Genomic DNA, 25,156 nt, shown 5'->3' with positions numbered 1-25,156 from the left:
GTCCGCGCAAATCCGCAAACGGCGTTGTCGTCATCACACAGGCATCCGTTCCCCTGGTCCGTAAACGGCTGGCGCGCCGTGGCCGAACAGAACGAGTCTTGGGCGCAGATCCGCCAGCCGTTTCATGGACTGCCGGTTGAGTTCAGGCTTCCACGTAACGAAGTTCGGAGGCCTGGACAGCCGGCGGATGTTGAAGAAGACATCCCCACACAGCAGTACCCGGTCGGATTCACGCCACAAGGCGATGTGGCCCGGCGAGTGTCCCGGCACTTCAAGGACCGTGAACCCTGCCACCCTGTCCCCCTCCTTGAGTTCCCTGTCCACCGGGCATGCCGGCGCCAGCGGAATTTTGGACATGAAACGGGATCCTCGACCTTCTCCGGCCGCCGTGGTCCCCGTTTGGATCGCCCCTCGGTCCGCGGCGCCTGCCCAGATTGGTATGCCGAGGCGGGCTCGGATGGCCCGTGATGAGCCGAAGTGGTCCGGGTGGGCATGGGTAATGAGGTTTGCCTGCAGGCCCAGGCCCTTGACCTGTCGAAGGACGCGGTTCCGCGCGGCGACAGTTCCTGCATCCACAAGCACGTCCCCCAACAGATAGATGTTGATCTGGTTGCGCGGGAATCCGGATAACTGGCGTACGCCAGGGGCAAGCTGCAGCATCGGCCACCTCACCAAGGCTTCAATGACGGTTACAGAAAGGATGGACGGCAGGGGGCACGCTTGCAAGAGATAAGCGGTGTCCAAAGACCCCTGACTTCACGTCGAAGTAAGCCCCGGCGGTCGAATTAGCCGGGTGGTGGTTGTACTGAACAGAAGGCTTGCCCACTATGGAAGTGTGGCGAGGAAGAACACAGGGCACCGGCGGGCGTTTGCCCTGTGGCCGCTGATCCTGCTCGCAGGTACATCAGCGTGTGTCTATGACTACCCTGATCCCGTACAGACAACAGCCGCCACCTCCGGGCCCGTGCGGACACAAGCTGATTCGGCGCCGGCAACAGGGGCACCGAAGCCCTACAGCGACCCACAGATCCTGGAGCAGGAGGCCAAGAACTACGCTGAGCTGTACCGTCTCCTGCGGGCGTCTCCGGGCCGGGCCCTCCTTTTCGAAGTGGGGCCACTGGACGGCCCCGTCCGGGGCTTTGGCAAAACCGAGAAGGTGCCCGCAGCCGGCCAGTACACCGTTACCGCAGCCTGCGTTGGTGCTCCCGGAGCGAAGGTCGCCGTTGGACAAGAGCATCCGGGCGCTCCCTTCCGTCCTACCGAGATTGCATTGGACTGCACTGGCGCTTCTTCGCGAGTCGTTGAACTTCAGGAGGCGTACGTCTTCACTCATCTGGTGCTGCCCGGCCCGGGCGATACGCCCTGGACAGGGGCAGTGGGCGGAGTCCGCGTAACCGCTGCCGGTTGAAGCGTCCCGCGCTGTCTCTGCGACTCCCCTCGTCGTCCCCGGTTCACGTCGCCCCTGGGCTCGCCAGGGGTGATGCGCAGCTGTTCTACCTAGCTCGGGCTGCCCGGTCACGGGTTAGTGCGAGCGCCCATCCGCCCGCTACTCCAATGGCAAGCAGCACGGTTACGAAACCGATCGCCGGGGCGCTTGACCAGGTCAGGGCGGAGCCGTACCGCAGCAGTGCGAGCGCCTGCAGAATGACGAAGGCAACGGACGTTAGGGCCACGGGCCGGACGGTGCTCAGGTCGCGGCTCAACTGTCCCTGCGCGGCCGCCCACCCAAGACCGACAAGCCACGCGCCGATCGCCCTCGCGGTGAGCTCGGACAGTGGCCACGGCCACCAGGTTGCGGCCTGAAGGGGAATCGCCAGGAGCGCCAAGCCATATAGCAGCAGCACCCCGGAGATTCCCGCCAAAAGCAACCGGAGCGCCGGGGGCAGCACGGGCCGTCCCGCCGTTGCGGTTCTGGTAGCCGGGGGCCGGGACCGGACCTGCATCCAGCTGACGACGAGCATGGCCACGGGCACAATGGCATAGATTGCCAGCCATGCCCAGGCGGCTAACTGGGCAAGGAAGGCAGTGTCTGAGGACAGGTGGAAGCGATCGAGATGAAGCAGGGTGACTCCGAAAGTCAAGGTCGTGAAGATGAACACGGGCCAGACTGCCAGCCTCGCCAGATCCCAAGTCGCTGAGCGGGCGCCTGTCACCTCCAGGCCAGCGCTCGCCCAGTAAGCCGCCCCGAGGAAGACCGCGGTCATGGGCGGATTGACTGTCCATGCGAACCACTCCGCAGTCCGGAGCGGAAACACGAACAACACGAGCCCGGCAAGAAACACGAGAAATGCAGCGGCGTAGAGCAGCCACCGCATCGGCGGGATGAGGGGTGTGACCTCAGTTGAAGCCGGCATCGCCGGGCAACTCCTCCGATAGGGGTGCCTCAGCGGGGGCAGGGAGCGGGGCAGGCAGGGGGTTCTCGGCGAGGTAGGTGTGCAGCATCGAGACCACCGTGGCCCCGTCGCCGACTGCGGTAGCCACTCTTTTGATCGAACCGGCCCGCACGTCGCCGATGGCGAAAATGCCGGGCATGCTGGTCTCCAGCGCCAACGGAGGCCTCCCCGACGTGACAGGCCCGGCGTCGCTGACCTCCCGGCTGACTCCCGTGCGCAGAAAGCCTGCGGGGTCGCGCTCGACGGCGTCGGGCAGCCAGGCGGTCCGCGGCACCGAACCGATCAGCACGAACAAGCCGCCGGCTTCAATTTCCTCGCTCGGGGTTGACTCATGCGCTCCCGTTGCAGAGATTTTGACGGCGGAAAGGAATCCGTCCTGGTCACGGCCCCCCACGATCCTGGTGCCGTAGCGGATAGCAACGTTGCGGGTAGCCCCAAGCTGGGAGATGAGGTACTCCGACATACTGGCCGACAGCGAGGGCCCGCGCACCAGCAGCGTCACTTTCTTCGCGTACTTCGCCAGATGCAGCGCCGCTTGTCCGGCCGAATTGCCGCCGCCCACGACGCAGACGTGCTTCCCCGCCATTGACGGGGCCTCGGAGACCGTGGCGCCATAGAAGACGCCCCTGCCCACCAGATCCTCCAGCTGAGGCAGGCCGAGGCGGCGGTAGTCCACTCCGGTGGCCACCACGACAGTGCGGCAGCGCACGACGCTGCCATCCGAAATTGAAGCAACGTACAAAGCCCCCTCGCTTTCGAGCCCCTCCACTTTCCGCAGGAACAGGAAGTCAGTGCCCAAAGTCCAGGCCTGGTGGAAGGAGCGGTAGGCCAGGTGCGCGCCACTCACACCCCGGGAGAAGCCAGGGTAGTTGCGGATTAATGAGCTGGTACCGGCTTGGCCCCCCACAGCTTCCCCCTCCACCACCATGGTGGACAGGCCCTCGGAGGAGGCATAAACGGCGGTCGCAAGACCCGAAGGACCAGCTCCCACCACCAGCACATCGAAAATCTTGTCCGCCGGCGGCGGCCGCGTCACCCCCATCGCTTCGGCGATCTCAAGGTCGCTGGGGTTCTCAAGGACAATTGGTGGAACGGTGAAATCCAGCACCATGACCGGCAGCACGGGGTCCCGCAGGTCCACGCTTTCCAGCGTGCGCTGCGCCGTTTCGGATCCTGCTGGGTGGAAGCCCACCGGGATGTGGTTCCGGCTCAAGGAGTCGCGCAACGTATGAGTCCTTTCGTCGCCGACCTCCCCGACCAGCCGGACGGCCTCGAACGAAACCCCCTGGGCCAGGTGCCAGTCGTCGAGGGCGTCAGTGATCGCGCCATGGAATTCTTCGTCGCGCGAACGTTCGGGACGTATAATCACCAGTTCGGCGTACCCCTGCCCGACTGCCTGGAACACAGTGGGGGCACTGGCGAAGTCACCCCATGTCACCACGACACCGCGCTTGGCGGCTGGGTGGAAGCCATACGCACGCCGCAGGAAATCGAGTCCACCGCGGTCAGCCGGTCCGTAGCATGCGAGGATGAGGGCGACCGGGCGGTTCCAGCGCCGGAGCCCCTCAAGCACCGCCCGCCCGTGGGCGTGGTCGGCGCAGGCCACCACCTCGTAGTCGGCACCGTACCGCCGGCGTAACTCGTCTTCAAGAATGCGCAGAGAGGTCGGGTCTTTCGTGGCAACCAGCATGATCGGAACCGAGTGCTCCATGGCCGTTGTCTTTCCGGTTCAATGGTTCGGTGGCGCTCACGATACTCGGGGTGGGACACCGGCGACAAGGGCGCGAAGACTCTGTCAGAATAGCTCCCGATGCGGGGCAGGCAGGATGACTTGAGCAGAACCGGAGCGCGGTGAAGATGGAGGACCCCATGGAGGAGCGCCATATCCCAGGAATCAGCCTCGGCGCCACACCCAGTGGACCCGGGTGCCTGGAGTGCCTCGGAGGTGACGGCCCGGGATGGTGGCTGCACCTGCGCCGGTGTGCGCAATGCGGCCACATTGGATGCTGCGATTCATCACCCTCGCAACATGCCAGTCTCCACGCCCTCACGGCCGGTCACCCCGTCATCAGGTCCTTTGAACCTGGGGAGGACTGGTTTTACGAGCACACCACGAAGAAGTTCTTTCGCGGCCCGCGGCTTCCGGATCCTCAATCCAGGCCGCCGGAGCAGCCGGCACCTGCACCGGCGGACAAGGTTCCGGCAGACTGGCAGGAGCGCCTGCACCGGTAGCCGCGGCGCCACAATTAAGCGCGCGACGGCGGGCTTCACCGAGGGATGCTGGTTAGGCTGGGTGGATGGCGACAGTTCTTCTCGTGCGGCACGGCCGCACCACAGCCAATGCCACCGGGCTGCTGGCCGGTCGGGCCGCAGGCGTCGGCCTGGACCAGGTCGGCCGCGAGCAGGCGGCGTTGACCGGAGAGCGGCTCGCGGGCATGCCCGTAGTTGGGGTGGTTTCCAGCCCTCTCGAGCGCTGCCGGCAGACCGCCCAGCTCATCCTCGACCGCCAGGCCGGCTCTCCGTACGCGCCGGTGGACCCCGACCTCACCGAGTGCGATTACGGCGAGTGGCAGGGCCGCACGCTCAGTGATCTCGCCACGGAGGATCTGTGGCCGGCTGTGCAGTCGCAGCCGTCCGCCGTCGTATTTCCCGGCGGTGAGTCCATGGCTGCCATGCAGGCTCGGGCGGTAGCGGCCATTCGCCGCCACGATGCAGCCTTCGAGGCCGAGTACGGTCGGGGAGCTGTATGGGTGGCGGTGAGTCACGGTGACATCATCAAATCCATCGTCGCCGACGCGCTGGGCATGCACCTCGACCTGTTCCAGCGCATAAACGTTGGGCCGGCCTCCGTATCGATCGTCAGCTACGGCGCCAACCGGCCGAGCGTGTACGCGACCAACACCGACGCTGGGGATCTGTCCTGGCTGTCGAACGGCGTCCACTCGAGCGACGCGCCGGTGGGAGGCGGTGCAGGGCAAAGGGCGCTCTGAACCTCATGTGCCTAAAATGCTCGTATGCCTACACGTGTTCATGAATTTGCCTGGCCTGATCGGGTCGTTGTTGGCACCATTGGCCTTCCTGGGGCGCGTACGTTTTACCTGCAGGTGCGGGCCGGGACCCAAATCGTAAGTGTCGCATTGGAGAAGCAACAGTCGGCTCTGCTCGCGGAGAAAATCGACGAAATCCTCGACCAGCTTCTGACCTTGGAGGGCAACCCCCACAGTGTTCCCACCGGTACTCCCATAGAACTGGTGGACAATGATCAGCTCGAGGCCGTTCATGAGCAGTTTAGGGCCGGCGCCATGAGCTTAGGTTGGGACCCGACGACCGCCCAGGTCGTCATAGAGGCCTACCCGATCACCGATAACGACCCTGATGGCAGCGACGAAGCCCTTGATCAGGACGAGGCTGACGTGCCCGAAATGCTGCTGGTGCGGATGCCAGTTGGCGCCGCCCGCGCATTCGCCAAGCGCACCCGTGAGGTCGTGGGCGCCGGGCGTCCGGCATGCCCGCTTTGCGGATACCCGGTAGACGCCGACGGCCACGTCTGCACTCTGCCCGAGGTCTGATAATGCCGGCGCCCGATTTGTTGACCGCGGAGCTGACGCTAACCGGGCGCATTACGACGGCGTCGAACGCCACCTTCGTGGGGACCATCGGCGACACGACCGTCGTCTACAAACCGGTTGCCGGGGAAAAACCGCTGTGGGATTTTCCCGATGGTTTCCTTGCCCACCGGGAGGTTGCCGCCTACCTGGTTTCGGAGGTTCTTGGCTGGAACGTGGTGCCGCGCACCTGGCTGCGCGATGGTCCCTTAGGTAAAGGGATGGTGCAGCTGTGGCAGGAGACTGACCCCGGCCAGAACGCGGTGGACCTCGTTGCGTCGGACGGCGTGCCGAAGACCGGTTGGAAACACGTTCTTGAAGGTCAGGATGAGGACGGGCGGATGGTCGCCCTCGTCCACGAGGACTCTCCGGCGCTCAGGCGGATGGCGGTGTTCGACGTCGTCGTCAACAATGCGGACCGCAAGGGCGATCACATTCTTGCCATGTGGGACGGACACCGGCACGGCGTGGACCATGGGCTCACGTTTCACCGTGACCACAAGCTGCGCACAGTGCTGTGGGGGTGGCTGGGCGAGGCTCTGACCCCTGAGGAGCACGAAGGCATCGATCGTGTCAGCAAGGAACTTCACGGTGAGCTGGGCCGAAACCTGGCGGGCCTGCTCAGCGCCGACGAGATTGCCTCGCTTGCCGCGCGTTGCGCCCGGCTGCGCTCAGCAGGGCGTTTTCCGGCTCCGAGTGGCGGGATGCCGGCGGTGCCCTGGCCGCTGTTTTAAGGCCTGTTCCATCCCGTCACCCCGGGCAGGCAGTGGCTTTGTAGGGCGGAAACTCAAGATCGACACAATTGTTCCCCAAGAAGGGGCAAACGTGCTTCCGCTTTGTCCCTCGGGCTTCCTAGAGTGACTTGCAGACAGCAGATGACTACGTCAGGGGGGACGTATGAGCAGGGCACCGTTGGTGGAGGAAGCACGTGGCGGGAAAGCTCCGGTTCCCGGCCCGCCCAAAAATTCCCTTGTTCGGCCGCGGCCTGCACAGCAGGCTAAGCCCTCTACCGGCCGGGAGCACGAGGTGCAGCGGCTGATCCGAGACCTCGCCGCTCTTGCCGCCCGGCGGCGTGGAAGCACCTCAGGCCGGATCTGATACGCTCCGCCAAAACGGACCTCTGTGGGTGTAGGCAGGGACCGGACCGTCGTGAGTACATTTCCGTGATGGGCACGTGGCCCCGGCTGGAAGATCATCAGCAGATAACGGTCCCTCCACCTCAGTTACGGGTTAGTAAACCTTTTGAGTGGACAGGGGAACCGGACATCCCCAGCACCTACTATGAGCCATGGACACGGTCCCCACGGTATTGCTGGTCTTCTTTGCCGCTTTCGCCTGGATTGGACTGACTGTGATCGTGATCCTGCGGTTGCGTCGGCGGCGTAACGGCTCAACGCTGGTGGCTTCCGCCCCGGCGGAACAGCACACCAGCCACGCTCACAAGCCTTGGCGGCGTGTCCGCCCAGTCACAGGGCAAGCCCCAGTACGTCGCAGGCTGCGGCTGAGGAAAGTCCGCAGGTAAACGCCCCCAATCACCTTCGAGGTCGATGGGTGTAACACGTAAGGCAGCAACGCAGTAGGCTGACGTGACCATGAGCCTGAGGGGGCAGCGCTATGAAACAGCAAGTTTTTGCGGCCGCAGTTGTAGCAGCACTTCTACTGACGGGCTGCACTTCAGCACCGAAAATCAGCGCTCTTGAGTCTCCAGCCGATGCGGAAGATCAACTTCCTGCCGGGATTACCGTATGGCCCTAAGACGAGATACCTTCCAGTACCGTGAGGTTCCTGGTCGAGCACAACGAGATCAGGTATTTCGGAGCGAAAAGCGCCGACGGCCATCGGGCTTGTGTGGTCGCAGTACGCCAAGACGCTGAGGCCATGTGGGTGGGCGGTTGCTCCGATCTAACGGACGATCAGGAAGTCGTCCAGGTAAGCGGTGTGGGTGTTGCTGAGACGGTACTGGTGTCGGACGGCTACGACGTCGATAAGCTCCTCGACGGCGGGTGGAAGCCCATTCATAAGAACATCGTCATCGCCGCGTCCTGAGGCGACACGGCCAATAACGCCAATCCGGCTACCAGCGCTGGCCCGCGCCTGTTCGGTGGAGGTCCTCAGAGGCCAGGCTGGCGGGTGTTCCCTTACGCGTCCAGGTCAAAGTCAAGATCGAGGCACTCTGTGGACACCAGTTCCCGCCAGGTGGTCCCGACCCGGGCGGTGCGGAGGGTTGCGGCGATCGGCATCCTGTCGGCGGCAACGAGTTGGTCGAGGTTCAGTTCAGTGAGTTCGGCGATATCGCGGACGGGTACCTGGAAGGTTCGGAACGGGCCCAATGGCGGAGCCTCCTCAACGGCGCCCGGCCGCGGCACGTCCGGCAGGTCGGCCAGCTGGGGTGTCTGGTCAACGACATACCCGGTGGCTGCCAGCTCGCCCCCATGGATGAAGGCTGCGACCTTGAAATACCGCAGGGGGATGCCGACTCCCCGATAGACGGGGTCGAGGTCGCTGAAGATCGGCCCGGTAAACACCAGGAGTTTCCGGCTGTGATGGGCGGCGTGGTCCAGGAGGTAGGACTCCATGCCGAGCCACAGTTCCATGCCCTGGTTGAACTTGGCGGCCTGCGGCGCAGCGTTGGTGTAGTGGAATGTGTCCTCGTTGGCCTGTGCCGCCTCGGCCCGGCTCTCACCCCAGACGGCGGACGCACGTCGGACCAGGTGTCCGCGATCGATGTCGTTGCGGGCGTAGACCCGTTCACCCGTCTGCTGGTCTTCACGCAGCCGTGGATCCAGCCGCCAGTTGATTCCTGCGCGGTCCAGGTCCATGAGTTTGCCGCCATCAATCCCCAGTGCTGTCACGGCCGCGAGGCGTTTGTCCGGGCGCATCAGCACTGAGAAGTGCGTGTATGGCAAAAGGACTGTCTCGACCCCGGCCAGCGTCGGGATGGGTACGGTAACGCCCAGGAAGCCCTCATTGTAGCCGCCCCTGGCGGCGAGGTCTTCGACGGTAGCGGTCCGTGCAAGCAATAATTCATCATCCATGCCCGGACCCTATCAGTGCCCGGTGAAGGTGGGGTGTCACCAAGGCGGCGAAGGCGGTTCCTAGTGCGACCCCAGCAGGTCAAGCACGGCTGGGAGGGTTGTCACCCCATCCTTAGCCATGAAGTGTCCCGCTCCTGGTTCCACCTGTAGCTGTGCGTTGAGCCGCCCGGCAAGCTCATCGGACGCTGCCGGCGGCACAAAGGGATCCGCATCCGAGCGGAGCACGGCCCGCTTGCCGATACTCCTGGCCACGCGTTCAACGTCAACGTCCGTTGCAAGAAAGCCATCCAGCTCCGGCAACGCTTCCAGTGGTTGAGTGAAGCCGGCCACCAGCACAAGACCGCCTAGCTCCCATGGCTCCGGCAGCGCCGCGAGTACTCGCAGTGCAGTAACCGCGCCGAGGGAATGTGCCACAACCGCCGTCCTGCTATCGGGCACCCCAAGAGCGGCACTGACAGCGCTCTCCCACGCTGCCGCATCAGGAGCGTCCGGGGCGGGCAGGGAAACGACAGTGACGCCGATGCCTTCTGCTTGGAGTACACCTTCAAGCCAAGGAAACCAGTTAGCATCCGGTGCAGCTTCGTACCCGTGGACAATAATGACGCGCTCGACTTCGCTCATAGGCAATGAGCCTAAAGGGTTGCCGGCAGTCCGGGTAGCGATGCCGCGACGGCGGCGCCCGGCGTCGTTACCCGGCGTCACGGGCGGGTCCAGAAACGGCACCAAAACGATTAAAACGGCCGGACGAGAACCCCCGAATTTACTAGCACGTGACCGGGAGGTGGTGTTCTTTACGGTTTCGCCCCGAAGCGGCAACAAGCCTCGTTTTGTGCCCCTCGCACTCCCTAATCTTGAGCTATCCAACCGCCCCACTCCCCTTGGAAGCACCCAATGAAAAAACTCTTTCTCTGGCTCACGGCCCTCCTGGCAGCCGTCGGGCTGGGCATTCTGGCACCGGGGCCCGCCTCGGCAGCATCGTATTGCGGTCTCGAATGGGGTTCCCTGGCTAAGTCCATGGCCGGGATGAGCTCCGCGTCCGTCACCAACGTCCGGACAGGGCAGCAACCCTGCTTCGACCGGATGGTGGTTGACCTCAACGGCCCTGCGAAGGGCTACACGGTCCGCTACGTCCCGGAAATCATCCAGGACCCCACCGGTTACACGATCCCCGTGTATGGCAAAGCGCGCCTGCAGGTCGTCGTGAATGCACCCTCGTATGACAGCAACGGCAACGTCACCTACAACCCGGCGGCAAAGGCTGAACTGTCCAACGTCGCCGGCTACCAGACCTTCCGGCAGGTCGTTTACGCCGGAAGCTTTGAGGGTTCCACCAGCATCGGCCTGGGCGTCCGCGCCCGGCTGCCCTTCAGGGTCTTCACCCTGGACGGGCCAGGATCCGGTTCCCGGCTGATCGTGGACGTCGCCCACTCCTGGTGACGTAATTGAGAAGGTGCCGCACGCCCGCGATTCGGTGTGCGGCACCTTCTTCCGTGTGGTTCAGCTAAGGCCACCGCGGGCTTCCCAAGCTCCCCAGGTAACTGCCAGCATGAACTTCCTGTCCGCCGGCCAGTCGACCTGAGCGCTCGTCCTGCCCGGAGCCACTTCCCGGGGCCACTCTCCCATCTCTCGGCTTCATCCTCTCGGCACCTGTCGTTGTCGCTTTCGCCACTCCCAGCACCTACGTTTGATCGCATTCGGTCGCCAGGCATCCCCACCACGCACTCGGAGCAGTAGCCACCCTGTCAGCCGCAAACTGCGCTGTGGCCACCAACGGGCAAACCCAGAAGGGCCTTACAGCAAAGGCAGAGGCCTTCACCAAGGTCGACCGCAATACCCAGTGGAACGAAGTCCAGAAGGCCAGCCAGGTGAAGTTCAACATTGTAACTAAGGTCGAAGCCGGCGCCCCCGCGCAGACCGCGTCGTGCGAACAGTTCGTCGACGTCGCCATCCGCGAGATGAAGGCCGTCAACATGGAGCACCGCGTCTCCATCCAAAGCTATGACTGGGGCGCGCTCTGCCTCGTGCAGGACCGCAAACCCGGCCTCCGGACCGTGGCCCTGACCAACAAGGACTTCCTGCAGACCGGCCAGCCCGGCGCCTCACCCTGGCTGGGCGGCACCGACTCCTATGACTTCGGCGGGGACCTCGTCAAGGCCGCTGCCTCCCTTGGCTTCGACGCCATCTCCCTCGTCCACGGAAACCCGCAGAACGGCAAGGTCACCGACCCCGACTACACCCCGTCGTGACGGCCGACATGGTGGAACGCGCACACGCCAAGGGCATGCAGGTCATCCCCTGGATCGTCAACGACCAGCCCACCATGCGCGCCCTCATGGACGCCGGCGGCGACGGACTCATCACCGACTACCTGGACCGTATCCGCGACGTCACGGAGGAACTGTCACTGAAGCTACCCAAGGAGTACGCTCTGACTCCTGGTGCATCTGGCCTGGCAACAAGCTAACCAGCAACCAAGTCGCTGGAAGCCCAGATGTCTGGCGAGTGCGACTACTGTCTTAGCCGGTCCCTGACAGCGCGTTCAACCAGGACCGGAACATAGGCCCGGACCCTGCCTTCGTCCAGGAAGCGGTGCTCCTGCTCGACGATGTCCTCAATGCGTTTCCGCGGCATGTCCGGGTACTTTTCCGCGAGGCGGTCCACGACGTGGTCGAGTGGACGCAGTTCTTCAATGACGCCCATTGGGAGAGTTTCGAGGCGAGGATTCCCAGATGCAAGACTGGATTTTTTCGTCGGCAAGGGCTATTGACCACTACCTGCCCTGGGCAGGTTGCCCCTGGTTCCCACGGTCAGCATGCAGCGCTCCTCCGGGCAGTCCTGGCACAAGCAGCTCGTGACCGGGCAGATCCGGGCCATGGGCTCAATATGTGCGGTGGCCTGGTTGTGCCTCCCCGCCTTGGACTCGGGTAGGGTGCCAAAGAAACGAATCATCGGGGGCATGATGAAACTGGTGCGACGTGTGCTGCTCGCCGGAGTCCTGGTGTCGGTCCTGGCGGGGTGTACTTACTCAGAGCCTGGGCACGATCAGGACACCCGCCCAGTCGAAGCAGCTTCGGCTTTCCCTAGTCCCTCGGCTGTGTCCGCCACGATGCAGGGCTCGTTCCAGTCCCTGACTGCAGCTACCTCTGGCACGGCCACCCTCGAGGTCAACGAGTCCGGCGCAGTTCTGCAGCTAGAGAACATGGCGAGTGAGCCCGGCAAGGATCTTCGCGTCATGCTCAGCCCCGGCACTCTTGCTGCCGGCGTCGGCGGAGATCTTGAATTGTCATCGACGGAGATGATCGAGATTGGCCAATTCCGGGACGGCGCCACCCAACGTTTTGTGATGGACGCACAAATGTGGACGGCCATGCAGGATCCAGCTCGGAGTGTGTTGATCTATGACTACTCCGCCAAGAACACGCGGGCAGTGGCAGTCCTCAGCGACCAGAAGTGAAGGCTCAGGCTAGTGCCTGGGTATATCCCGCTCCGGCCCACCGCTCGTGGACGTTCGCCGCCGTGTGCGTCGTGGTCCCGGCGCTGTCCCTGCTGGTGTTCAACCTGGCGAATCCCATCATCCAGCTGCTGCCCTGGTATGCGGCCGTCTACCTGCTGATCGGGGCCTGCATTTTCGGGCCCACCGGGAAGATCCCGTCGGTTAGGCAGGCCGTGGCGTTCCTGCTGCCCGGCGCCCTGCTCGTTCCCCTGGCACTGTTTAACGTGGGCTGCTGGGCCGGCGGCTGGCTGTCTGGTGATCTTCACCTTCAAAGGCATCTGGCCGATCTTCAGCCTCTGCCTGTTCCTCCTGCCGATCATCCCGCTCACCCGCATGGCATGCCCCGAGAATGGGGCCCGGCCACTGCAGGCCGGCTCGGAGGCGTTACTGGCCGCGGCCGCGGCCGTGGTGTCCTTCACAACCCCGACTCCGGAGGGCGCATGGGGGTCGCCCTGGATCTATGCCGGCGGTGCAGCGACTGTCAGGCTGATGATCGCGTTCTGGACAAGGGGCTTCCCCCGCCGATCTCAGCGGACCAGGCTCCATGACGGGGCCGTCCTTTAGAGTCCCGCTCCCCGGCTCAATCCATAAACGGGATGAGTGAGACGGGCTTGAGGCCCTGCAATAGCAGGGCCTCCGGACTCCACCTGGCTTGAAAAGGCTGCTACCCTCTCCGGTACGGATGCGGTCATCCGGAGCCAGCGCACCTTGGGCGAGGACGGAACCATTGACGCACACTTCCAAGGGAAGATGCCAACGGTGGCGGAACGCTGCGAGTAGCACGGAGCTTGTGGTTCCTACCCGGGCCGCAGCAGCCATGGGGCAGACCAAGGCGTACCCGTTCGCCGGGTCATGACAGATAACGCCTTCGCCTACCGGCTCTCCCGGAACTTCCAGGACGCACTGGCCGCCAACACATCCTGTTCAAACCCCGGCACCCCTGGCGAAACGGCAAAGCAGTACGCTTCAACCGCACCCTCCAGGAAGGATGGGCCTACCGGCAACCCTTCACGTCCAACCGGGCACGCACCGAGGCCCTGCAGCCATGGCTAAACTTCTACAACAACCACCCCACTGACAGAGAACAACTAGTCGCGAAATCGCCAACTAGGTTCCGATCCCCCACAAACCTAGAAGTCCCAGTCCTCATCTTCGGTATTGACGGCCTTGCCGATCACGTACGAAGATCCCGAGCCCGAGAAGAAGTCGTGGTTCTCGTCAGCGTTCGGGGACAGGGCCGAGAGAATGGCCGGGTTCACGTCGGTGACGGATGACGGGAACATGGCCTCGTAACCCAGGTTCATCAGTGCCTTGTTGGCGTTGTAGTGCAGGAACTTCTTGACGTCCTCGGCCAGGCCGACGCCGTCGTACAGATCGTGCGTGTACTGGACTTCGTTTTCGTACAGCTCGAAGAGCAGCTCGAAGGTGTAGTCCTTGATCTCCTGACGGCGTTCCGGGGTAACCGTTTCGAGGGCCCGCTGGAACTTGTAGCCAATGTAGTAGCCGTGCACGGCTTCGTCACGGATGATCAGGCGGATCAGGTCAGCCGTGTTCGTCAACTTAGCGCGCGAGGACCAGTACATGGGCAGGTAGAAGCCCGAGTAGAACAGGAAGCTCTCAAGCAGCGTCGACGCCACCTTCCGCTTCAGGGGGTCGTCGCCCTGGTAGAAGTCCATGACGATCTGGGCCTTCTTCTGAAGGTTCTCGTTCTCCGTGGACCAGCGGAACGCCTCGTCGATCTCCTTGGTGGAGGCCAGCGTGGAGAAGATGGAGGAGTAGCTCTTGGCATGCACCGACTCCATGAACGCGATGTTCGTGTAGACGGCCTCCTCGTGCGGGGTGAGCGCATCCGGGATCAGCGAAACAGCGCCAACAGTTGCCTGGACAGTGTCCAGCAGGGTCAACCCGGTGAACACGCGCATGGTGAGCTGCTGCTCGGCCGGCGTCAGCGTGTTCCACGACTGGACGTCGTTGGACAGCGGCACCTTCTCCGGCAGCCAGAAGTTGTTGACCAGGCGGTTCCAGACGTCCACGTCCTTGTCGTCCTGGATGCGGTTCCAGTTGATGGCCTCAACATGGCTGAGAAGCTTTACTTTTTCGGTCATGACTCCGACTCACTTTCTGAAGAGAGACTTGGTTTGGCTGAGTCCTCGACGCAGTACTTGCAGTCGGCTTTCTCGATGCCTTTGTTGGTGTGATGTCTCGTGTGTGCGGTGCGCTGGCTGGAAGGCATTGGGCGGCCCTTCCGTACTGCTGACATTTTCGCACGGGTTTCGGCGCTGGCCTTTTTCCCGAAGTTCGGGTTCCCGGCACCCTTCTTTGCTTCCGAAAGCGCCTTCCGTGTTTCCTCGCTGACAGCATGCCCGAATCCCGGATGGTCGGGCCCAAACTTTCCAAAATTGGGGTTATCCGCTCCAGAGTTTGTCCCTTTGCGGCTTTCTTCCCACTTCTTGCGTTGCTCTGGGCTGTGCCTCTTACCGTGGAATGGATTGGCAGCACCCGGGCGGCTCAGACCTTTTCTGCCTGTATTCCGGATTCGTGCAGCCTCCCGCATCTCCTCGGTCCAAATGACCCCGGTAGGACCAAGGCCACCATCCGAAAGATTGAGCAGCCGGTCGCCCTCCCGGCGCAAGTAGCTGATCCAGTTCATCTCAGCCTGGCCCAGCTCCTGCAGGCCTTCTATCCAATCCAGCTCGTCAGCGATGAGGTCACCCGGGTTCTGCTTACGAACCCAGTCATAGAACGGCGTCTTCCGTCCCTCCGCGGCCACTCGCAGGTGCTGATGGAAACGACGACTGGCTGTCTTGGTAGTGATACCGACATAGCGGTACTCGACCTCCCGCCGAAGCCGGATGCCGTAGACCAAGCCGCCCGTCGCCGTCGTCGTTTCCATCCTTCATCCCCTACGGAATTTCAACCTAATTCGACTGACTAGAGCATGCAAGAAACACAGTTGTCCACCTCGGTCCCTTCCAGCGCGAGCTGGCGGAGACGGATGTAGTAGATGGTCTTGATGCCCTTCTTCCAGGCATAAATCTGGGCCTTGTTGATGTCGCGCGTGGTGGCGGTGTCCTTGAAGAACAGCGTCAGGGACAGGCCCTGGTCCACGTGCTGCGTGGCAGCGGCGTAGGTGTCGATGACCTTCTCGTAGCCGATCTCGTACGCGTCCTGGTAGTACTCCAGGTTGTCGTTCGTCAGGTACGGCGCCGGGTAGTAGACGCGGCCCAGCTTGCCTTCCTTGCGGATCTCAATTTTGGACGCCACGGGGTGGATCGAGGAGGTGGAGTTGTTGATGTAGGAGATCGAGCCCGTCGGCGGCACGGCCTGCAGGTTCTGGTTGTAGATGCCGTGCTCCATGACCGAAGCCTTCAGCGCCAGCCAATCAGCCTGCGTAGGGATGTGCACCTTCTCAAACAGCTCCCGCACCTTCTCGGTTTGCGGCACCCACTCCTGCTCCGTGTACTTGTCGAAGAACTCGCCCGACGCGTACTTGGACTTCTCGAAGCCGCCGAACGTCTGGCCGGTCTCGATGGCCAGCAGGTTGGAGGCGCGGATTGCGTGGTACACCACGGAGTAGAAGTAGATGTTGGTGAAGTCCAGGCCCTCTTCGGAACCGTAGTGGACCCGTTCCCGTGCCAGGTAGCCGTGCAGGTTCATCTGGCCCAGGCCGATGGCGTGGCTCTGGTCGTTGCCCTTGGCGATGGACGGCACGGAGGTGATGTTGGACATGTCAGACACCGCCGAGAGTGCACGGATGGCCGTCTCGATGGTCAGGCCGAAGTCCGGGGAGTCCATGGCCTTGGCGATGTTCAGCGAGCCCAGGTTGCAGGAGATGTCCTTGCCGGTGTCCGCGTAGGACAGGTCATCGTTGTACGTGGTGGGCTGGGAAACCTGGAGGATCTCCGAGCACAGGTTGGACATGATGATCTTGCCGTCAATCGGGTTTTCCCGGTTTACGGTGTCCTCGAACATGATGTACGGGTAGCCGGACTCGAACTGGATCTCGGCGAGGGTCTGGAAGAACTCACGCGCCTTGATCTTGGTCTTCTTGATCCGGGAATCGTCCACCATCTCGTAGTACTTCTCGGTGACCGAGACGTCGGAGAACGGCATGCTGTAGACGCGTTCGACGTCGTACGGCGAGAACAGGTACATGTCCTCATCCTTCTTCGCCAGCTCGAATGTGATGTCGGGGATGACGACGCCGAGCGAGAGGGTCTTGATGCGGATCTTCTCGTCGGCGTTCTCACGCTTGGTGTCCAGGAAGCGGTAGATGTCCGGGTGGTGTGCGTGCAGGTACACGGCACCGGCACCCTGGCGGGCACCGAGCTGGTTGGCGTAGGAGAAGCTGTCTTCAAGGAGTTTCATCACGGGGATGACGCCGGAGGACTGGTTCTCGATCTGCTTGATGGGCGCGCCGACCTCGCGGATGTTGGTCAGCGCGAACGCCACGCCGCCGCCGCGCTTGGACAGCTGCAGGGCGGAGTTGATGGAGCGGCCGATCGACTCCATGTTGTCCTCGATGCGGAGCAGGAAGCAGGAGACCAGCTCGCCGCGCTGCTTCTTGCCGGCGTTCAGGAACGTGGGGGTGGCCGGCTGGAAGCGGCCGTCGATGATCTCGTCCACCATCTGGGTGGCGAGCTGTTCGTTGCCGCGGGCCAGGTGCAGGGCCACCATGCAGACGCGGTCCTCGTAGCGCTCCAGGAAGCGCTTGCCGTCGAACGTCTTGAGCGTGTAGGACGTGTAGAACTTGAAGGCGCCCAGGAAGGTCTCGAAGCGGAACTTCTTTTTGTAGGCGCGGTTGAACAGGTCACGGATGAAGTTCATTGTGTACTGGTCCAGCGTCTCGCGCTCGTAGTAGTCGTTCTTGACCAGGTATTCGAGCTTCTCTTCCAGGTCGTGGAAGAACACGGTGTTGTTGTTCACGTGCTGCAGGAAGTACTGGTGCGCGGCCTCGCGGTCCGCCTCGAACTGGATCTCGCCGCTGGGGCCGTAGAGGTTCAGCATGGCGTTCAGCTCGTGATACCCCAGGCCCTTGTAAGCGGCAGGCATCTCAGGCTTCTGGGCCCTGGTTACTTCTGTGTCTGCGACAGTCGTGTCCAAAACGTGTCCAATCCATTGTTTACGCGGGTCACGTCTTCTGGCGTGCCCATTAATTCGAAGCGGTAGAGGTGCGGTACTCCGCACTTGGCGGCAATGATGTCCCCCGCCATGCAGTAGTTGTCCCCGAAGTTAGTATTGCCGGCACCGATCACTCCGCGAAGCAGCTGCCTGTTCTGCGGAACGTTCAGGAACCGGATGACCTGCTTGGGGACAGAACCCTCTCCCCCGGTGCCGCCGTAAGTGGGCACCACCAGCACGAACGGTTGGGTGGCGATAAGGGGTGCATCCTTGGCGAGCAGCGGAATCCGCGCCACCTCACGGCCCAGCTTTGAGACAAAGCGGGTGGTGTTCTCGGATGCCGAGGAAAAGTAGATGAGCCGGCTGCCGGTGACAACAGCCGGAGCCGGTGCGGAAGCATCCACGCGCTGAGCCGCGGGAGATTCCTGCGATGTCCGGGATTCCTGTGCTGTGTGGAAGTCCTGGGCTGCTGGTGCTGCCGTCGGAGTCACCTCAGCTTGTTGTCTGTTGCGGGCAAGAAAAGGAGTGACCCCTAGGCCACGGAGGAAACAGCGGAGAGCGCCAGTTCCTCGATCTTGTCCGGGCGGAAGCCTGACCAGTGGTCCTGGTCGGTAACCACAACGGGTGCCTGCATGTAACCCAGAGCCTTCAGGCGCTCGAGTGCCTCGGCGTCCTGGGAGATGTCAACGCTCTGGTAGGCGATGCCCTTTTTGTCGAGCGCCCGGTAGGTGGCGTTGCACTGAACACAAGCAGGCTTTGTGTAAACCGTTACGGTCATTGTTCCTGTCCCCTTTGTCGAAGTCCTCGCTGGTCCGGTGTCCCGGTCCAAGCTGTATGTCGATACTACATGTAGTGCAGACGCCGCTTCGGAACCCCAAGATGATGTATTACAAGTATGTCATTTAATGCACCTTTAATCCACAGGGAGGTGCCGCCAAAATGTCCGGGATCCCGCTGTTTTAGCGGACGGGATCCACACCCTGTGGAGTACTTAGCCACATTTAACGCCCTGCGTGTCGTGGAAAAGACGGCGTGTCGGTGCCCCGGATGCGTCCGCCCCTGGAATCGAAAATGGCGCGTAAAGTGACCCCGGGAACCATTACGGGTGAGCAACACCACGGCCACTAAGTACAGGGAGCGGATGTAGCGGCAGCTTCTTCAGCGCTGGGGCGCAGAGTACTGTGATCAGGTGGTAAATCCGGTACACCTGAAGACCCTCCTGGAGGTCACGCGGCTGGGATCGTTCGCGGCGGCGGCGTCAACCTTGGGCTATACAGCCTCGGCAGTTTCCCAACAGATGTCGGCGCTGGAACGGGACACCGGCGTCGTCCTCTTCCAGCGCTCCGCACGCAGCGTGGTGCCGACGGAAGCCGCCGTCGTCATGACCCGGCATGCAGCCAAGGTGCTCACGGACATGGAAGCCCTTATGGCCGCAGCTTCCAGGACCCAGGACACCGCCAACCAGGAACTTCGGCTGGGCATCTTTCCCAGCCTGGCAACCTACGTCCTCCCCCGGATCCTGAAAAACCCGGCCTGGAAGAACCTGGGCATTGACCTGAAGGTGTCCGTAGCGGAGCCCGGCCAGACCATACAGGGGCTCCGCACTGGCGGCGACCTTGACCTGGCCGTGGTCTTCCAGGTGGGCCAGACCGGGTTCGCGTGGCCGAACACCATTAACCGGCAATGGATCGGCGACGACAACTTCCGCGTGGTGCTGCCCGCCGGCTGGGGTTTCCGGTCCGACGCCAAGGTTGCTGCCGACCACCTCTCCGAAATGCCCTGGATCATGCACCACCCGGGTACCAGCGATGCCATGGTGATTGAACGGCTCTTCGCGGGCTGTAACCTGCATCCCCGGGTGGTGGCGCACAGTGACGACTTCCACGCGAGCCTGGAGATGGCCGCGGCAGGGCTCGGGGCGGTGCTGGTTCCCGAACTGGCACTGCGCCACCGGCCTGCCGGAGTGGTGGTGCTTGACGTTCCCGAGATCCGGCTTGCCCGCAACGTTTTCGCGCTGCTGATCAATGACAGGAAAACAGCCCGGGTGCAGCTGTTTGTTGACCTGCTGGCCGAGACGCTGGCGGGGATGCGCACAGCGGTGAATTAGCCCGGAACGCTGGAATGCACTGCGGTTCGGGTCTATGTTGAAACTATGAACAAGGTAGCGAGCCAGCACTTTGGAGAGATCGAGCTCAACCACGGCAGGGATCACTTCATCGCCGCCAAGCATGAACTGCGCGGCCATCCGCTGGAAATCGACCTGAACGTTACCGCACACGATCACTTTGACGAAGCCGCCCTGCGCAAGGTCGACTACCGTTTGCGCTTCCTGCCTGAGCTGGTGGACGAGGTGCGGGACATGATCGCCGAGGAGCTGGAGCAGGAGGGGACCAGCCCCCAGGAGTACCTCCACTTCCACTGCAGCGCGCTCAAGGACGAGCACCTGCAAAAGGTTTTCGGCGTCTCCGACCGCAGCCAGTTGACCCATGCGGTGTTCCTCAAGGCGCTGAAACTTGGCCACGTTGGTATCTACCCCGGCCAGCCCGAACGCTACTTCGTCATGGACTTCACCCTGGGCGAGCATTTCACTGATGAGGTCCTCGTGGCGTCAGCCGATGAGGATGGCGTGGTGGACGACGAGATCGTCTGGTCCTGACAACGCAAAAACGGTGGTTGGGCTCAGGGCTCAACCACCGTTTTTTGTTGCCTTACTTCACGGCCTGCAGCAGGCCCGCGCGGACGGTCCTGGTGGCCTCCACCAGGTTCCGCAGGGATTCCTCCGTCTCGGTGTAGCCGCGGGTCTTAAGGCCGCAGTCCGGGTTGACCCACAGCTGGCGGGTAGGCACGTGCTTGACGGCGGTGCCCAGCAGCTCGGTGGCTTCCTCGGTACCCGGTACGCGCGGGGAGTGGATATCGTAAACGCCCGGGCCCACGCCGCACCCGAAGCCGTGTGACTCGAGGTCGTGCACAACCTCCATGCGGGACCATGCGGCCTCGATGGACGTAACGTCGGCGTCGAGGCCGTCGAGGCCGTCGATGGCGTCGATGATCATGCCGAACTCGGAGTAGCAGAGGTGGGTGTGGATCTGGGTGGCGTCCGCAGCACCGGCGGTTGCCAGGCGGAAGGAATCCACAGACCACTTCAGGTAGTCGGCGTGGTCAGCCTTCTTCAGCGGAAGGAGTTCGCGCAGGGCGGGCTCGTCCACCTGGATGACCTTGATGCTGGCAGCTTCGAGGTCGGCGATCTCGTCCCGCAGCGCCAGGCCCACCTGGTTGGCTGTCTCGCCCAGCGGCTGGTCGTCACGGACGAAGGACCAGGCCAGGATGGTGACCGGACCGGTGAGCATGCCCTTCATCGGCTTGGTGGTGAGGAACTGTGCGTACTCGGCCCAGGCCACCGTGATGGGGGCGCTGCGGGTGACGTCGCCCCAAAGGATGGACGGTCGGGTGCAGCGGGAACCGTAGGACTGGACCCAGCCGTGGACGGTGACGTCGAATCCTTCGAGGTTCTCGGCAAAGTACTGCACCATGTCGTTGCGCTCGGGCTCGCCGTGTACAGAACGTCGTAACCGAGCTCTTCCTGCAGCTCCACGACGCGCTTGATCTCGTCCTTCATGAGCTTTTCGTACTGCTCGTCGGTGAGAGCGCCCTTGTTGTTGCGGGCCCGGGCCGAACGGACCTCCGAGGTCTGCGGGAAGGACCCGATCGTGGTGGTGGGCAGCGGCGGAAGATTCAGGGCCTCTTCCTGGCAGCTTCGCGTTCGGAGTATTCGGAGCGGCTGAAGTCGGCGGCCGTCAGGGCCTCGGTGCGGGCACGGACCTCCGCACGGCGGACGCCTTCAGCGGTGGCACGGGAAGCGATCACTGCAGTTGCTTCCTCGATGGCTGCCCTGGCCGAGGTCGGTTCTGCCAGGTAGGAGGCCAGGGTCTTGACCTCAACTGCCTTCTGGTCGGAGAAGGCCAGCCAGCTGCGGAGCTGCTCGGGAAGCTGCGTCTCTTCGGCGACGTCGTGCGGGACGTGTTGCGTGGACGTGGAGGTGGAGACGGTGAGCCTGCCCGCCGCGGCCTTCAACTCGGCAATTCCTAAGTTGCAGGTAGTGCTTACGGGTGGTGCGGAGGAAGAAGTGTTTAGCCGGCGAGCTGGCGGCCGGCGGCCGCTGCCTGGCGGGTGCCGGCCCTGCTGCGCCGTGGAAGGGCCAGCTTGTCCAGGACCTCGAGGGCGCTTTGGTGCTCGTTGAAGGTGTACAGGTGGATACCGGGAGCACCGGCCTCCAGTGCTGCGTTGGCAAGGTCCACGGTGGCGTTTACGCCGATGCGGAGCCTTTCAAGGTCAGTGTCTGCGCCGCCGAGGCGCGCGATCAGCCGGGGATCAGGTTCCACACCCGCCAGTTCGCCAAGCCGGTTCAGGCGGCGGAGGCTGGTGAGGGGCATGACGCCGGGAATGATGGGGATGGTGACGCCTGCGCGCCGGGCCCTGGTGAGCAGGTCCGCGTACTGTTCGGCGTGGAAAAAGACCTGGGTGATGGCGAAATCGGCGCCCGAACGCTGCTTGGCGAGCAGCACCTCGACGTCGTGTTCCTCGCTGGGTGATTCAGGATGGCGGGTGGGATACGCCGCGACGCCCACCGCAATTTTCCCGGCACACAGCAGCGCCGAGCGGCGCTGTTCAACACGGCGGATCAGTTCGATCAGATCCTGTGCATAGCGCAATGACCCGGGCACATGGGCCCCGCCCTCCTTGGGCAGATCACCGCGCAGGGCGAGGATGCCGCGCACGCCGGTGTCCAGCAGTTCACCGATGATTCCAGCCAGCTCCTCCGGCGTGTTTCCGACGCACGTGAGGTGTGCCAGCGGGCGGAGGGTGGTTTCGATCAGGAGCCGGTTGATGAGTTCGACGGCGGTGTCCCGGTTGGAGCCGCTGGCACCATAGGTGACAGAGACGTAGTCCGGTTCCGTGGTTTCCAGCTCGCGGATGGTGGTCCAGAGGGTTTCCGCAGCTGCCGGCGAACGTGGCGGGAACAGCTCGTAGGAGAGGGCCACCGGAGCGGCGTCGGAAAGATTAGGGTGTGTGTCAATAGGGCTGGGTGGCGACATTTGCGTCCTTGGCTTTGGGCCATTAACGGCTGCCTGTCAACAGTTGTGACAGGACGCCGGCAATGATTCGAGTTTGGGGAACACGGAGGAACTTCACGAGGACGCAGCCGCGACTGTTACGCCTGGAATGAAGTTGTCCGTAGGCAAATGTCAGGCCCACATGGGGGCACCCACACCCTCCGCAACGGAGGATCGCTGACACGTTACCGCGGTAACTTGTATAGAACTCTAGGAGCGCCAGGAAGAGCATTCAAGGTGCGGACCGAATTAAGACGCAGTCTTACGCCCCGCTTCGGCCTTGTGGCAGAACAATCTTCGTTGCAACCCTTCCCGGTGCGGCTCCCTTACCGGGCCGTTCCGACAGAAAGGCCCCTCTCCCCACTGTGCCTTTCCAGGTTTATCCTTTTGACATGAGCGAGCTTCCAGCCAGTTACAAGGAGTTTCTCGCCGACAGAAGCGAGATGTTCATCAGCACCGTCAAGCCTGTCCTGCAGCAGTCTGCTGCGGACAAGCTGCATGGCGTCCGAGTCACCTACAACCCCGGCCCCACTGGCCATCAGGCCCACCTCGACGACACCCTCCCTTACGGAGTGGTCATCGAGGACATCGACTGACGTCCGCTTCCGGGCCAGGCCGCTCGCGCTGCAGGGCCGGTTCAACCCCTCACCGCGCCCGAAAGGGCGAAGGAACTTCCGGCGCCCTTGGCGACGATGACGTACATGGCCAGGACCGGCAGTGAGTACAGGATGGAAAACGCAGCCAGCTGGCCGTAGGCGACTGCCCCGTGCTGTCCGAAAAAGCTGAATATGGACACGGCGGCCGGCTGGTTCGCCTCAGAAAGGAGCAGCACGAACGGGACGAAGAAGTTCCCCCATGCCTGGATGAACACAAAGATGAACACCACGCCAAGCCCCTGGCGCATGAGAGGGAGGACGATGGTGCGCAGTGCCGTCATCCTCGACGCGCCGTCCACCCAGGCAGCTTCCTCCAGGGAGGCAGGCACTGCATCCATGAAGTTCCGGGTCATCCAAATGGCCATGGGCAGGGCGGTGGCGGACATAAATAGGATCGTGGCCGGCATCGAGTCCAGGAGTTCCAGCTGAACGAACAGCCCGTAAACCGGCACCATGATGGCTGTGATGGGCAGGCAGGTGCCGAAAAGGACGGCGTACATAAACGGCGTGTTGAACCTGGACCGGTAGCGGGACAGCGGGTAGGCGGCCAGCACGGCCGCAGCGAGGGTGACGGTGGCCGTGCCGGCAGACAGCACCAGGCTGTTCCACAGCGGCTGGAACAGCAGCCCGGGTGTCATGATGGCTGCGAAGTTTTCGAGACCGGGTTGGGCAGGGACCCTTGTTTCGTGCCCGGCCCCGGCGTCCAGGGAAGCCAGGACCAGCCAGAGCAGTGGCAGCAGGAAACAACAGCCCAGAATCAGCAGTGACACATCAGCGGGAGTGCTGCTGCCGCGCCCTGAATGGGTCCGCGCAGGAGCTTGCCCGGAAGGAACGGCTTCCGATGCGTGGGCGGGCGCTGTCATTGCTTCGACTCCCTGAGCAGCCGGATGTAGACGGCGCCGAAGACCGCCCCGATGAGGATCAGCACGCAAGCTACGGCAGTGCCGTACCCGATGTCCCCGAACCGGAAAGCTTCCTGGTAGGCCAGGATGGGCAGCGTGGTGCTTGCGTTGGCCGGGCCCCCGGCCGTCATCACCCAGATCAGGGTGAAAACGGCCAGCGTCTGCAGCGTGATCAGCATCAGGTTGGTGGCGATGCTCCCGCGGATCATGGGCAGCGTTATGAAGGCGAGGCCCTGCCAGCCCCGGGCACCATCCATTTGTGCGGCTTCGGCCACCTCAGCGGGAACATCGTTCAGCGCCGCGCGGTAGACGAGCATTGAGAAGGCTGTTCCCCGCCAGACGTTGGCCAGCACCACCGCGGCCATGGGCCAAGAGTAGAGCCAGTCCTGCTCGCCCATACCCAGGCCGCCCAGCAACTGGTTCAGGGTACCGTCGCGGCTGAAGTAGGCATAGGCGGCAAAGGCGGCAACGATCTCGGGAAGCACCCAGGCTGCCACCACCACTGTTCCAACAACACCGGAGACAACCCGGCGGGCGCGGCGCATGAGGACGGCAAGGGCAAGCCCCAGCAGGTTCTGCCCCAGGACCGCTGACCCGATAACAAACAGCACGGTGAGCCCCAGCGACAGGGGTAACACCGGATCCACCAGCAGCCGCTGGTAGTTTTCCAGGCCGATCCAATTGGGGCTGCGAGCGTTGCGGCCGGTCAGTCCGGCGTTGGTGAAGGACGCGTGGAAAGCCCACAGCACCGGGCCGGCAAGGAAAACCACCAGGAGCAGGACGGCAGGCAGGACGGGGAGGTAACGCAGCAGGCTGCGTCCCCTCGTTCGGGCCGGCACG

At 63.2% G+C, this 25,156-nt stretch carries 28 protein-coding genes and 2 pseudogenes; 15 read left to right on the top strand and 15 right to left on the bottom strand.

The window, feature by feature from the left end:
• Window positions 1–33 precede the first annotated feature (33 nt).
• Entirely contained in the window at window positions 34–660 is a 627-nt protein-coding gene (locus AC5RVN_RS03865) for an MBL fold metallo-hydrolase (protein WP_494039853.1), read from the bottom strand.
• A gap of 175 nt (window positions 661–835) precedes the next feature.
• Between AC5RVN_RS03865 and AC5RVN_RS03860 the strand changes: the two genes are divergently transcribed.
• Window positions 836–1,408 carry a hypothetical protein gene (locus tag AC5RVN_RS03860; protein ID WP_494039854.1) on the top strand — a complete coding sequence of 191 codons (573 nt, stop codon included), beginning with the start codon at window positions 836–838 and terminating at the stop codon, window positions 1,406–1,408.
• Window positions 1,409–1,493: 85 nt separating this feature from the next.
• On the opposite strand, the gene AC5RVN_RS03855 is transcribed toward AC5RVN_RS03860, so the two are convergent.
• Window positions 1,494–2,354 (bottom strand): hypothetical protein, encoded by an 861-nt coding sequence (locus tag AC5RVN_RS03855; RefSeq protein WP_494137135.1) that lies wholly within the window; start codon window positions 2,352–2,354, stop codon window positions 1,494–1,496.
• Window positions 2,338–4,104 carry an NAD(P)/FAD-dependent oxidoreductase gene (locus AC5RVN_RS03850; protein WP_494137134.1) on the bottom strand — a complete coding sequence of 589 codons (1,767 nt, stop codon included), beginning with the start codon at window positions 4,102–4,104 and terminating at the stop codon, window positions 2,338–2,340. Before AC5RVN_RS03850 ends, AC5RVN_RS03855 begins: the two co-directional genes overlap by 17 nt.
• Window positions 4,105–4,250: 146 nt before the next feature.
• On the opposite strand from AC5RVN_RS03850, the gene AC5RVN_RS03845 reads away from it, so the two are divergent.
• The 5 genes from AC5RVN_RS03845 to AC5RVN_RS03825 all read left to right on the top strand — a co-directional run bounded on the left by AC5RVN_RS03845 (window position 4,251) and on the right by AC5RVN_RS03825 (window position 8,044).
• Window positions 4,251–4,625 (top strand): UBP-type zinc finger domain-containing protein, encoded by a 375-nt coding sequence (locus AC5RVN_RS03845; protein WP_494137419.1) that lies wholly within the window; start codon window positions 4,251–4,253, stop codon window positions 4,623–4,625.
• Between the two features lie 65 nt (window positions 4,626–4,690).
• Window positions 4,691–5,383 carry an MSMEG_4193 family putative phosphomutase gene (locus AC5RVN_RS03840; protein WP_494137133.1) on the top strand — a complete coding sequence of 231 codons (693 nt, stop codon included), beginning with the start codon at window positions 4,691–4,693 and terminating at the stop codon, window positions 5,381–5,383.
• A gap of 24 nt (window positions 5,384–5,407) precedes the next feature.
• Window positions 5,408–5,962, top strand: coding sequence for a DUF3090 domain-containing protein (locus AC5RVN_RS03835; RefSeq protein ID WP_494137132.1), 555 nt, complete (start codon window positions 5,408–5,410; stop codon window positions 5,960–5,962).
• 2 nt (window positions 5,963–5,964) lie between these two features.
• Window positions 5,965–6,732 (top strand): SCO1664 family protein, encoded by a 768-nt coding sequence (locus tag AC5RVN_RS03830; RefSeq protein WP_494137131.1) that lies wholly within the window; start codon window positions 5,965–5,967, stop codon window positions 6,730–6,732.
• A gap of 1,114 nt (window positions 6,733–7,846) precedes the next feature.
• On the top strand, window positions 7,847–8,044 hold the full coding sequence (locus tag AC5RVN_RS03825; protein WP_494137130.1) for a hypothetical protein: 198 nt from the start codon (window positions 7,847–7,849) through the stop codon (window positions 8,042–8,044).
• A 92-nt stretch (window positions 8,045–8,136) separates the two neighbouring features.
• Here AC5RVN_RS03825 and AC5RVN_RS03820 read toward each other — a convergent pair whose 3' ends face one another.
• Together AC5RVN_RS03820 and AC5RVN_RS03815 are read right to left on the bottom strand one after the other, a co-directional pair.
• On the bottom strand, window positions 8,137–9,033 hold the full coding sequence (locus AC5RVN_RS03820; protein WP_494104886.1) for a DNA/RNA non-specific endonuclease: 897 nt from the start codon (window positions 9,031–9,033) through the stop codon (window positions 8,137–8,139).
• 60 nt (window positions 9,034–9,093) lie between these two features.
• On the bottom strand, window positions 9,094–9,654 hold the full coding sequence (locus AC5RVN_RS03815) for an RBBP9/YdeN family alpha/beta hydrolase (protein ID WP_494039863.1): 561 nt from the start codon (window positions 9,652–9,654) through the stop codon (window positions 9,094–9,096).
• A gap of 270 nt (window positions 9,655–9,924) precedes the next feature.
• On the opposite strand from AC5RVN_RS03815, the gene AC5RVN_RS03810 reads away from it, so the two are divergent.
• From AC5RVN_RS03810 to AC5RVN_RS03800, 3 genes are all read left to right on the top strand, one after another.
• On the top strand, window positions 9,925–10,470 hold the full coding sequence (locus AC5RVN_RS03810) for an AMIN-like domain-containing (lipo)protein (protein WP_494137129.1): 546 nt from the start codon (window positions 9,925–9,927) through the stop codon (window positions 10,468–10,470).
• Window positions 10,471–10,793: 323 nt separating this feature from the next.
• The gene (locus AC5RVN_RS03805) at window positions 10,794–11,279 is read left to right on the top strand and encodes a PI-PLC domain-containing protein (protein ID WP_494137128.1); all 486 of its coding nucleotides are present in this window, start codon (window positions 10,794–10,796) and stop codon (window positions 11,277–11,279) included.
• Window positions 11,276–11,497 carry a glycerophosphodiester phosphodiesterase gene (locus AC5RVN_RS03800; protein WP_494039866.1) on the top strand — a complete coding sequence of 74 codons (222 nt, stop codon included), beginning with the start codon at window positions 11,276–11,278 and terminating at the stop codon, window positions 11,495–11,497. The genes AC5RVN_RS03805 and AC5RVN_RS03800 overlap by 4 nt, the downstream gene beginning before the upstream one ends.
• 44 nt (window positions 11,498–11,541) lie before the next feature.
• Here AC5RVN_RS03800 and AC5RVN_RS03795 read toward each other — a convergent pair whose 3' ends face one another.
• Window positions 11,542–11,733: a three-helix bundle dimerization domain-containing protein gene (locus AC5RVN_RS03795; RefSeq protein ID WP_494039867.1), complete on the bottom strand. Its 192-nt coding sequence runs from the start codon at window positions 11,731–11,733 to the stop codon at window positions 11,542–11,544.
• 256 nt (window positions 11,734–11,989) lie between these two features.
• Between AC5RVN_RS03795 and AC5RVN_RS03790 the strand changes: the two genes are divergently transcribed.
• The 3 genes and pseudogenes from AC5RVN_RS03790 to AC5RVN_RS03780 form a co-directional block, all read left to right on the top strand.
• The gene (locus AC5RVN_RS03790; protein ID WP_494137127.1) at window positions 11,990–12,487 is read left to right on the top strand and encodes a DM13 domain-containing protein; all 498 of its coding nucleotides are present in this window, start codon (window positions 11,990–11,992) and stop codon (window positions 12,485–12,487) included.
• Window positions 12,484–13,074 (top strand): hypothetical protein, encoded by a 591-nt coding sequence (locus tag AC5RVN_RS03785; protein WP_494137126.1) that lies wholly within the window; start codon window positions 12,484–12,486, stop codon window positions 13,072–13,074. Before AC5RVN_RS03790 ends, AC5RVN_RS03785 begins: the two co-directional genes overlap by 4 nt.
• 301 nt (window positions 13,075–13,375) lie before the next feature.
• Window positions 13,376–13,590, top strand: a pseudogene (locus AC5RVN_RS03780) (integrase core domain-containing protein); the annotation flags it as partial.
• 66 nt (window positions 13,591–13,656) lie between these two features.
• Here AC5RVN_RS03780 and nrdF read toward each other — a convergent pair.
• From nrdF to nrdH, 5 genes are all read right to left on the bottom strand, one after another.
• Window positions 13,657–14,631: a class 1b ribonucleoside-diphosphate reductase subunit beta gene (nrdF, locus tag AC5RVN_RS03775; RefSeq protein ID WP_494137125.1), complete on the bottom strand. Its 975-nt coding sequence runs from the start codon at window positions 14,629–14,631 to the stop codon at window positions 13,657–13,659.
• Window positions 14,628–15,419 carry an NUMOD3 domain-containing DNA-binding protein gene (locus AC5RVN_RS03770; protein WP_494137124.1) on the bottom strand — a complete coding sequence of 264 codons (792 nt, stop codon included), beginning with the start codon at window positions 15,417–15,419 and terminating at the stop codon, window positions 14,628–14,630. The genes nrdF and AC5RVN_RS03770 overlap by 4 nt, the downstream gene beginning before the upstream one ends.
• Before the next feature lie 38 nt (window positions 15,420–15,457).
• Complete coding sequence (nrdE, locus tag AC5RVN_RS03765) at window positions 15,458–17,578, bottom strand: class 1b ribonucleoside-diphosphate reductase subunit alpha (RefSeq protein ID WP_494137123.1); 2,121 nt, start codon at window positions 17,576–17,578, stop codon at window positions 15,458–15,460.
• Between the two features lie 20 nt (window positions 17,579–17,598).
• Window positions 17,599–18,051 (bottom strand): class Ib ribonucleoside-diphosphate reductase assembly flavoprotein NrdI, encoded by a 453-nt coding sequence (gene nrdI / locus AC5RVN_RS03760; RefSeq protein ID WP_494137418.1) that lies wholly within the window; start codon window positions 18,049–18,051, stop codon window positions 17,599–17,601.
• A gap of 128 nt (window positions 18,052–18,179) precedes the next feature.
• Window positions 18,180–18,425, bottom strand: coding sequence for a glutaredoxin-like protein NrdH (gene nrdH, locus AC5RVN_RS03755; protein ID WP_050054847.1), 246 nt, complete (start codon window positions 18,423–18,425; stop codon window positions 18,180–18,182).
• 411 nt (window positions 18,426–18,836) lie between these two features.
• On the opposite strand from nrdH, the gene AC5RVN_RS03750 reads away from it, so the two are divergent.
• Window positions 18,837–19,754 (top strand): LysR family transcriptional regulator, encoded by a 918-nt coding sequence (locus AC5RVN_RS03750; RefSeq protein ID WP_494137122.1) that lies wholly within the window; start codon window positions 18,837–18,839, stop codon window positions 19,752–19,754.
• 45 nt (window positions 19,755–19,799) lie between these two features.
• A complete protein-coding gene (locus AC5RVN_RS03745; RefSeq protein ID WP_494039873.1) occupies window positions 19,800–20,303 on the top strand; it encodes a DUF2004 domain-containing protein in 504 nt (167 codons plus the stop codon).
• Window positions 20,304–20,355: 52 nt separating this feature from the next.
• Here AC5RVN_RS03745 and metE read toward each other — a convergent pair.
• Both metE and AC5RVN_RS03735 read right to left on the bottom strand, forming a co-directional pair.
• A pseudogene (gene metE / locus AC5RVN_RS03740) lies at window positions 20,356–21,721 on the bottom strand (5-methyltetrahydropteroyltriglutamate--homocysteine S-methyltransferase); the annotation flags it as partial.
• 53 nt (window positions 21,722–21,774) lie between these two features.
• Window positions 21,775–22,740 (bottom strand): methylenetetrahydrofolate reductase, encoded by a 966-nt coding sequence (locus AC5RVN_RS03735; RefSeq protein WP_494039874.1) that lies wholly within the window; start codon window positions 22,738–22,740, stop codon window positions 21,775–21,777.
• 410 nt (window positions 22,741–23,150) lie between these two features.
• Between AC5RVN_RS03735 and AC5RVN_RS03730 the strand changes: the two genes are divergently transcribed.
• Window positions 23,151–23,354 (top strand): hypothetical protein, encoded by a 204-nt coding sequence (locus AC5RVN_RS03730; protein ID WP_494137121.1) that lies wholly within the window; start codon window positions 23,151–23,153, stop codon window positions 23,352–23,354.
• A 41-nt stretch (window positions 23,355–23,395) separates the two neighbouring features.
• On the opposite strand, the gene AC5RVN_RS03725 is transcribed toward AC5RVN_RS03730, so the two are convergent.
• A complete protein-coding gene (locus tag AC5RVN_RS03725; protein WP_494137120.1) occupies window positions 23,396–24,277 on the bottom strand; it encodes a carbohydrate ABC transporter permease in 882 nt (293 codons plus the stop codon).
• Complete coding sequence (locus AC5RVN_RS03720) at window positions 24,274–25,155, bottom strand: carbohydrate ABC transporter permease (RefSeq protein ID WP_494137119.1); 882 nt, start codon at window positions 25,153–25,155, stop codon at window positions 24,274–24,276. Before AC5RVN_RS03720 ends, AC5RVN_RS03725 begins: the two co-directional genes overlap by 4 nt.
• Window position 25,156 lies beyond the last annotated feature (1 nt).

This window comes from Arthrobacter sp. sptzw32 (genome assembly GCF_059089735.1).
The sequence above is the reverse complement of the archived record's forward strand: the minus strand, read 5'-3'. Positions and strand labels throughout refer to the sequence as shown.